The organism is Candidatus Thiosymbion oneisti (assembly GCF_004359955.1).
Classification (GTDB): Bacteria; Pseudomonadota; Gammaproteobacteria; order Chromatiales; family Chromatiaceae; genus Thiosymbion; species Thiosymbion oneisti.
The window spans coordinates 150,999-158,115 of sequence record NZ_SMSC01000004.1 but is presented as its reverse complement, the minus strand read 5'-3'; the positions used below and the strand labels follow the sequence as shown (position 1 = coordinate 158,115).

6 protein-coding genes and 1 pseudogene are annotated in these 7,117 nt (G+C 58.1%); 5 read left to right on the top strand and 2 right to left on the bottom strand.

The features are described 5' to 3' along the window. The 4 genes and pseudogenes from E1958_RS20100 to E1958_RS03525 all read left to right on the top strand — a co-directional run. A partial coding sequence (locus E1958_RS20100) for a hypothetical protein (RefSeq protein WP_166664584.1) occupies positions 1-660 on the top strand: 660 nt, incomplete at its 5' end. Between the two features lie 25 nt (positions 661-685). Continuing rightward, positions 686-937: pseudogene (locus tag E1958_RS03535) on the top strand (integrase core domain-containing protein); the annotation flags it as partial. Between the two features lie 4 nt (positions 938-941). Then, positions 942-3,020 (top strand): glycosyltransferase, encoded by a 2,079-nt coding sequence (locus E1958_RS03530; protein WP_243448303.1) that lies wholly within the window; start codon positions 942-944, stop codon positions 3,018-3,020. 349 nt (positions 3,021-3,369) lie between these two features. Continuing rightward, the gene (locus E1958_RS03525; protein WP_133510635.1) at positions 3,370-4,035 is read left to right on the top strand and encodes a protein-L-isoaspartate O-methyltransferase family protein; all 666 of its coding nucleotides are present in this window, start codon (positions 3,370-3,372) and stop codon (positions 4,033-4,035) included. Between the two features lie 179 nt (positions 4,036-4,214). On the opposite strand, the gene E1958_RS20095 is transcribed toward E1958_RS03525, so the two are convergent. Then, positions 4,215-4,388: a hypothetical protein gene (locus E1958_RS20095; protein WP_165741566.1), complete on the bottom strand. Its 174-nt coding sequence runs from the start codon at positions 4,386-4,388 to the stop codon at positions 4,215-4,217. A 316-nt stretch (positions 4,389-4,704) separates the two neighbouring features. Between E1958_RS20095 and E1958_RS03520 the strand changes: the two genes are divergently transcribed. After that, positions 4,705-5,520: a symmetrical bis(5'-nucleosyl)-tetraphosphatase gene (locus E1958_RS03520; RefSeq protein WP_133510634.1), complete on the top strand. Its 816-nt coding sequence runs from the start codon at positions 4,705-4,707 to the stop codon at positions 5,518-5,520. Between the two features lie 32 nt (positions 5,521-5,552). Here the strand turns inward: E1958_RS03520 and E1958_RS03515 are convergent, their stop codons facing one another. Next, positions 5,553-6,161: a hypothetical protein gene (locus E1958_RS03515; protein ID WP_133510633.1), complete on the bottom strand. Its 609-nt coding sequence runs from the start codon at positions 6,159-6,161 to the stop codon at positions 5,553-5,555. Positions 6,162-7,117 lie beyond the last annotated feature (956 nt).

Sequence of the window (7,117 nt, the reverse complement as noted above, 5' to 3'; positions counted from 1 at the left end):
TGCCCTGTAACCGGTGTAGCCCCCGCAAGAGACTGTGATCCTGAAAAAATAGGGCTCTTTGGTTTTATTTCGTGCGGTGAGGAGCTGAAGTCAGACCTGCAAAAATTGCGACAAGAGCGCGACGTAGAACGACAGCGGCAGGAGACACTGCGCAAGGACAGGAGTAGGCTGGCAGCTCGGGTCTCAAGGCTTCAGGAAAAAACAACTCATTTACGTTTACGCTACGAGGAGTTGAAGCTTCGGCAGGCCGATGTTGAACGTAACATTTCAGAGTATCTCGCTGCCGTTGATCGGATAGGCGACACAGTCTTAGCGAATCGGCAAGAGACCGAAAGGCTTTCTCAAAATCTTATTGCATATGCGGAGCAGCTTGAATCCTTCGCAACAGCTGCAGACGATGTATCTTTCGACGATTTCTCCGCAATCCGCTCTGCAGTAAGTTTAGCAACAAACTACCAAGACTACCGCGAACTCAAGAGGAATGTTCACAAAGCGCGCAGTAGTGGGAGAACATTTCGCAAGGTCGCTATGGAAATTGGTACAAAGGCCGGCTTTGCTGTGCTCGCGAGACTAAATCCCGCCATTGGGCTTGTGACTACTGCCTATAAGATTGGTAAGTCGGCTTTATTGGGTATTGCCAAGCTGTTCGGCTTTCGCTGAGGAGCACATAGGTTGGGGTGAGGGACGAACCCCACAAACCAACGGCATGATCGAACGCTTCAATGGTCGCATCGCCGACGTGCTGCGCACCCACCGCTTCGATTCCTCCGCCTCCCTGCAGGCAACCCTCAAGCGCTTTGTCTATCTGTATAATCACCACATCCCCCAGAAAAGCTTACACCACCAAACACCCCTCCAGACACTCCAAAAATGGTACGCTCAGCAGCCTCAACTGTTCAAAAAAATTCCTCGTAATCATCCGGGACCTGACAACTAAGCAATTGAGCGTCATACTTAAATACCTACCCCGAGCCAGGCAGGTACTCCGCACGGAAGGTCTCCCGGTCCTGGTCGCCAAGCTGTTGCGGCGCCTGCAGACGCCCCCGCTCTCGGTCAAGCGGAAACCCGAGCTCTTGACGCTCCATCCGCCTTTCGAGCCCTTCGGGTTCCCTGTGGTGTCGGTAGTGGATGTGTCCATCATCATCCCCGTCTTCAATCAGTATCGCTTCACCTTTCACTGCCTTGCCGCACTCAGGCGTCAACGAAGTACCTTCGGCTTCGAGGTCCTGGTCGTCGATGACGGTTCGACGGACGAGACGCGAGCGCAGCTGTCCCGCTTCGGGAATCTCCGTCTGGTCGTAAATTCGCGGAACCTGGGTTTTGTTCGTTCCTGCAACGCCGGAGCCCATCAGGCACGGGGCAGATACATCGTCTTTCTCAACAACGACACCCAGGTGCAACCGGGCTGGCTGGATGCCCTGATCGGGACCTTCCGCAGGCACTCGAAGGTCGGTGTCGTGGGCAGTCGGCTGCTGTTCCCGAATGGGCGCCAACAAGAGGCCGGGGCCATTGTTTTCCGGGATGGTTCTTTCTGGAACTACGGCCATCTGGATGACCCCTACAAGCCCCGGTACGGTTATGTACGCGAGCCGGACTATGTCTCCGGTGCCTCACTGGCGATCCGCCGCGATCTGTTCGAGCAGCTCGGGGGCTTCGACGAACACTTCGCACCGGCCTATTACGGGGATGTGGACCTGGCCTTTCGCGTCCGCGCGGCCGGCTATCGCGTCCTCTACGCGCCCCTATCGAGGGTGGTGCACTTCGAGGGGGTAAGCGCCGGGACGAACGAGACCGCGGCCATGGGTATGAAGCGGTTTCAGGCCATCAACCGGGAAAGGTTCGTGGCCCGTTGGCGCGGTGAGCTCGCGGCGCACGGCGCGCGTGGGGACCAACTGGAACGGCAGAAGGAGCGTCGAATCCGGCGCCGGGTCTTTGTCAGCGACACCTACATGCTGACCCCGGACAAGGAATCCGGCTCCCTGCGGATGCAAAACCTGTTCGTGGTACTCCAAGAACTCGGATTCAAGATAACCTTCGCGGCCTCCAATCTGGAAGCGCCCCAACCTTATGTCTCCGATTTGCAGCAGCGTGGCGTGGAGGTGCTGTATCGACCTTATGTCTCCTCGATCGACAGGCACCTCCAAGCACACGGGGCGGACTATAACCTGGTGATCTTGAGCCGAGCCGACACCGCGGCGCAGCTGATGGCCAGCGTTCGCCGCTACTGCCGCCGTGCCCGCATCGTCTTCGACACCGTCGATCTCCACTTCCTGCGCGAGCGGCGGTTGGCTGAGCTGACCGAGGACAAGGCCATTCGTGCCGCAGCCGAGCGGCGCCGGCACGAGGAATTGGGGCTGATCGCACAGGCGGACACCACGCTGGTGGTAAACCATGTGGAACGCGCTCTGTTGGCGCGGGAGGCACCCACAGCGAACGTTCGGGTCCTGTCCAATGTCCACCGTATTCACGGTAGCCGCAACGCCTTTGCACGCAGACAGGATATCCTCTTCATCGGTGCCTTCGCCCATCCTCCGAACCGAGATGCCGTCCTGTGGTTCTGTCGTGAAATCTTCCCGCTGGTCTCGGCGGAGAGGCCTAAGGTGCAGCTGGTGGTGATCGGGGCTGATCCACCGCCGGAGGTCAGGGATCTGGCGGCAGCGAACGTGCGTATCTTGGGCTATGTGCCCGATGTGGCCCCGTTCTTCGACGGTTGTCGCCTGTCCGTAGCCCCATTGCGCTATGGGGCCGGGGTCAAGGGCAAGATCAATCAGAGCCTGGCCTTCGGCCTGCCGGTAGTGGCCACCCGACAGGCGGTCGAGGGCATGTTCCTCGAAGATGGGGAATCGGTACTGATTGCCGATGAACCGACGGAATTCGCCGCCGCGGTGCTGCATCTCTACGCCGACCCTTCCCTGTGGGAAAGGCTTTCGCGCAACGGACTGGCGGTGATGGAAGCGCATTTCAGCTTCGCTGCGGCCCGCCGAGCACTGACGGACCTCGTTGAGCCTCAATGCCATTAAGTTAAGCGTTACCGGTCAGCGAAAAAGAGGAAAAACTACGAATCACACGAATCCTCGCGAATGGATTCGCGCCGGTTTGCGCGCTTCGTCGTTTTCTCTTCCGCATCCTGATCGACCACGACCAGCGGTCAGCAGCTAACTTAATGGCATTGCGTTGAGCCTGGGGAGAATAAGCCTGAGCCGGCCGGATAGGTGGGACCTTACTTCTCACATATGGCAAGGTTTTGCTGTTCCGTTCTACCTTTTGTTCGCCACCCACCGGCTCCAACCTCGGCGGCTTGCCGAACGACCACATATTCCGTAGCCTTATTGTCTACATATCCAACCAGCCGAGGTAGCTTCTCCGCCCATGGATACCAGCATCGACAGCGCCCGCTTCAACATGGTCCAGCAACAGATCCGACCCTGGAACGTCGCGGACGACAGGGTGCTGTCGATTATGGCGGATATCCCACGGGAGCAATTCGTTCCGGCGGCCTATCGCAACCTGGCCTATGCGGATATAGAGATCCCCATCGGGGAAGGGCAGACCATGCTGGCACCCAAGGTGGTGGCCCACATGCTACAGGCCCTAGACATCCGAACGGACGACAAGATCCTGGAGATCGGCACCGGGACCGGTTATGTAACGGCTTGCCTGTCCCATCTCGGCGGCCATGTCGTAGGCATGGAGATCCATGCAAGCCTGGCGGAACAGGCGCGGACGGCACTGCAGGCGCTCCAGCCGCAGCGGCTGGAAGTACGCGTCGGAGACGGGCTCGAGGGGCCGGTGAATGGACACCCCTTCGATGTGATTGCCGTGACCGGCTCCCTACCGGACACTGCGGCGCTGGGGACACTGGAAAGACAGCTGGCCCCCGGTGGGCGTCTGTTTACCGTCGTCGGCGAAGAACCGGTCATGGAGGCCCTGCTTGTGACCCGCGTCACTGACCGGGATTTCCGCCGTCAGTCACTGTTCGAGACCAGTGTGCCGGCGCTGGAGAAGGCCCCGGAGCCGGAGCGTTTCGTCTTTTGATTCCTATGTGGGTTGTCGCGTAGCGGGCGGCTCGGACCCGCCGAGCCAGTGTCTTTCCCGGCGCATCCCACACCAAGAATGCTCACGCCGGATAAATCAGAGCGGGAAAATCCGCGCTACCCACCCTGCGGAGAGGGGGCCAGCCAACCCCGCGCAGGAGGACTAGCCGGGACAACCTACTATCCGCCGATGCTACTCACGGTGGGGGTTCGTTTAGCGATGGAGATCCGGTCTACCCCATAGTAGACGGAGACCTGGTAGGCCAGGGTGAAGGACATCCCCAGCGTGACCAGGATCAAGAGTACAGAAAACAGATCGAGCCTACGCCGTTTAGGTTCCTGAAACATAGACATACCGACGAAATGTCGAATTTTTATAGTCCTTGGAAGATTAAAGTTTACAACACTTACAAAACAAATAAAGCATAATTCTGAATGGGATAATACCTCCCATGACAGGTATCCGAGGGCAGGCGTATGTCCTTATAAATCAATAAGTTATAATTAAACTTTATTATCATGTTCGGCTTGCAGCCATACAAAGTCATTGATTTTAAAAAATTTTATACGCGCTCGCCCTGACAGGTATCCATCTTGACCTCGAACCCTTTTCCCCGTCACCCTCCAGAGAGCATCTTCGGATGTGAAATAAGGCGATGGTGCAACATCCATGGCGACTTACGCGATCGGTGACATCCAGGGCTGTTACGAAAGGCTGCGGCGGTTGCTCGAGGCGCTTCGATTCGACCCGGGCCGAGACCGCCTCTGGTTTGTCGGCGACTTGGTCAATCGGGGACCCGATTCTCTCGCCACCTTGCGCTTTGTCAAGGAGCTCGGCGAGCGTGCCCTCACAGTCCTCGGAAACCACGATCTGCACCTGCTCGCACTGGCGGCCGGCAACTCGAGACGGGCAAAAGAGAACACCCTCGCCCCGGTGCTCCAGGCAGCGGATCGGGACGAGCTGCTGCATTGGCTGCGCCACCGCCCCTTGATGCATTTCGACGCGCACAAGCATTTCGCCCTCATCCATGCAGGGCTCCCGCCTCAGTGGGATCTCCGCGACGCCTTGTCCTGTGCCCACGAGGTAGAGACAGTGCTCCAGGGCCCTGATTATCCGGACTATCTGGACGCCATGTACGGCAACCAGCCCGACCGTTGGTCCAACACGCTTTCTGGTATGGAGCGCCTGCGCTTTATCACCAACTGCTTCACCCGTCTGCGTTATTGCGAGGCCGACGGGACCCTGGCCCTGAAAGAGAAGGCCGCTCCGGGCTCTCAAACATCCAGGTATCTGCCCTGGTTTGCCGTACCGAACCGAGCAACCAAAAGTACCCGCATCATCTTTGGACACTGGTCGACGCTGGGCTATGCGGCTGAGCACAACACCTGGGCATTGGATACCGGCTGCGTGTGGAAGGGCCAGCTAACCGCCATTCGAGTCCGTCGAGAAAAACCCAGCGGGCCCATCTCCGTCTCTTGTACATGATCCGCGGCTGACGACCCGGCGAGCCATTGCGATCACACACTGGCCGCCTTTGGGGTTCGTTTCTTGTTCGTGATGGCCTGCTTGGTAGCTGGTGTTTCGATGACCTGGACCGGTTTTTCGGTGCGTGGCAATAGCTTGCCGATCCCGAATCCCAGCCGGTCCTGACGGGCCCGCAGACCGTACCCCAAGGCAGCACCGCCGGCCGTGGTCAGGGTGAGCAGGCCCAAGGTTACAAACTGCGCCAGCACCATGACCACGCCCAATCCGGCCGCCCCGCCCAGCATCAGACTGGTTTTTAGATTGCCGCCTTGCTGTGCGCGCTGCCTCTCCCGGGAGATCCGACGCTGGTTGTGCTTGACCTCCTTGGCTTTCTCTTTCTCCGCGTGCACCCGGAGCTTCTCGCGTTCGCGTGCAAAGCCTTCTTTTGCCCGCGATAACGCCTGCTTGCGCCCACCTTCGGCCATAGAGGTGAACCAAAAAGCGGTCAGTGTGCCGATGGCCAGATTGAGCAATAAAAAGAGGAGACCGGTCTGCTCCAGATCGGTGCGGTAGGCAGTGACCACCAGCAGCACGGTGACGCCCTGGACCAACAGGACGCCGATCAGGTACTTGACGAAATTGGTTAGGCTGAAGGGTAGCATTGGAGCCCAAGAGAAAGCATAACCCACGGCGGCAACAAGCGGCGTGCTGGATGAGAAGATAGGAGCAAACGGAGGGCGAATGCAAGACCGGTGTCATGCCAAGGGGGATGCTAGTACAGATGCTCTCAATTACCGATAACATTGAGCGAGTAGGATCTCCACGGGAAATTTAGCCGCAAATCAACGCAAATGGACGCAAATAAACTGAACCGGGCAAGGACTGTCGATGACAGCGAGCCGATTGCGACCGATTTGCGTTGATTCGCGTTCATTTGCGGCAACCAAGGATTCCCAATGCAAGAACCAAACCGATGTTATCGGTACTTCGGTACTGCTGTACTAGTACGGAGTTTGGCTCGTTCCCACGCTCCAGAGACTGTGAAAGTATTACTGGATTTTCAGAGTGTCAGGGACAGAGCAACATAATTTCCATAATTTATCCGAAAATCTTTCTCCTAAGCCCCACGTGATACTGAATTCAGCGTGAGATATGGTGATTTCATCCCACCACCTCCGGGGAAAGCGAATACTTTCACAGTCTCTGGAGCGTGGGAGCCAGAGGTGACAGCGAGCCGATTGCAAATTCGGCTTTTTATGGATTCCGGACTGCTAACGATCATAGCAGGGTTCCACCGGATGTTTTGGAGTGCGGCGGCCACTTCACCCCGCTGCTTACCGAAACCGACAGCGCGAGGCATAAGCCGGGGATCGGTCAAGTGGCATCATCCTGCCGCCGCTTTGGATTTGGCAACGTATCTGTCCCCAGCAAAGGTATTGCGGCCAGGGGAAAGCGCCGTCGCCGCGGCGCGGGTGGAACCGAAAGGCCCGGATTCCCGGCCAACGCCGCTGGTATCCCCCGTGGCTGAGGTTCGATGCGGCCGCGCCGCTTTGCCGGCGCACTCCAAAGCAGTGGGGTGTTGCAGCCATTCGGCCCATGAAAACAATCGGTTGGCGTT